Below are 1,557 nucleotides of genomic sequence, written 5' to 3' on the forward strand. Positions count from 1 at the left end.
AAGATAGGTCTTGTCGCCCTTGGTTCATTTATTTTTGGTCCACTCATTGCCGCATTAGCAGCCGTAGGAGTAGCGTTTGTTAGCCTTGGCTATGCTATGATGACCACCCCTATTGGTTGGCTCATTGGCGGTATTGTAGCACTTGTTGTACTCTATAAATATTGGCATAAACTCAATGGCTGGATGGCTGCATCTTTGGCCGCAGTTGGAGCAGTTCTTACCGTGGCATTCATTTCGGCAATGGCACCGGCTGCTTCTGCAGTTGCCGGTCTCGCGGTAAGTCTTGTCGCTTCACTTATTCCAGCAATAACCGCCGTTGGTTCTGCTTTTATATCGCTTGGTATCGCAATCATGACCACACCTATTGGTTGGATAATGGCTGGCATTGCAGCCCTTGTAGGTGCCGGATATCTGCTTTATAAAAATTGGGATACGGTCATGAATTTCTTACGCAATTTGTGGAATTCTTTGGCTAATTTATGCAGTAATGTTTTCAGTAACCTCTTTACACTCTTTAAAAACTTTTCACCACTCTCTTGGATTGCCAAAAAAATCAATGCATTGATTGAGTGGTTGTTTGGAGTCAATCTCATGGATGCAGGTGCCCATCTGATTGGAGGATTGTGGGATGGCATCAAAAGCAAATGGAATGCTCTCTCCGATTGGTTTAGCGGCATAATTAACACATTAACCAGTTGGATGCCAAACTGGATGAGAGAAAAGTTAGGATTTAGTGCTACAATCGATAAAAATTCAACCCAAACCATTAAAACCTTTACCGATGAAACCAATGCACGAGCAAAAAGAATGCTTGAGACAGCAACTGTTTCCAATGCTCCATCAGGAAAAGGCAAGAGTGGTTTTAATACAGGCATAGTTGAAACAGGACAAATGCAGGCGACAAATGTAAAGGTTGAATCTTTCAAGGTTCCAGAACCCATTATGGTGCATAAACCAACAGAAGTGAACGCCCCCATAACCATTACAAATTTAAATATTTCAGGAGGAAATGGCTCTCCACAAGACATCCATGCCGCAGTCAGTCAAGCCCTTGAACGCCACGCTAAACAACAGCGCTTGGCTATCGCCTCTAGCCTTTCGGATTAAACATCATGATGTTAGCTTTAGGGCATTTTATTTTTTCCATTGAAACAGCAGCCTATCAAGCCCTCGATATGACCTATAACATTCCATGGGTCGAGCAAGGGCGATTGAGGCGCAAGGCTGCTCTTCAATTACCAGCTGTTGCAAATGCGGAATTTTCTCTAACAGGTGTGATCTATCCAGACTTTAAAGGCGGTTATAGACAACTGGAATATTTACGACAAATGGCACATGATGGACCTCATATCCTTGTGACGGGTCAGGGGAGGATTTTAGGCAAGTTTGTCATCCTTTCTGTCAAAGAAAAGCAAAGTGTTTTTCATCAAAATGGCAGCCCAAAAAAACAAGAATTTACCATCAATTTGAGAGAATATGGTGAAGAGCTATGAGTGATCTTTACATGACAAAAGAAGGCGATATGGTTGATGCCATTTGCTGGAAATACTACGCCAA

General features: G+C 42.7%; 2 protein-coding genes and 1 pseudogene. All 3 read left to right on the forward strand.

Features of this window, described 5'->3' with window-relative positions; all coding sequences use genetic code 11:
- Positions 1–1,107 (forward strand): annotated as a pseudogene (locus PVV68_RS10325) (phage tail protein); the annotation flags it as partial.
- Between the two features lie 5 nt (positions 1,108–1,112).
- Positions 1,113–1,493, forward strand: coding sequence for a phage tail protein (locus PVV68_RS10330; RefSeq protein ID WP_273783029.1), 381 nt, complete (start codon positions 1,113–1,115; stop codon positions 1,491–1,493).
- The coding region (locus PVV68_RS10335) for a tail protein X (RefSeq protein ID WP_342753069.1) at positions 1,490–1,557 on the forward strand (68 nt) is incomplete at its 3' end. The genes PVV68_RS10330 and PVV68_RS10335, both read left to right, overlap by 4 nt.

The sequence above is a fragment of the Bartonella sp. ML69XJBT genome (assembly GCF_028618515.1).
In the GTDB taxonomy this organism is placed as follows: Bacteria; Pseudomonadota; Alphaproteobacteria; order Rhizobiales; family Rhizobiaceae; genus Bartonella.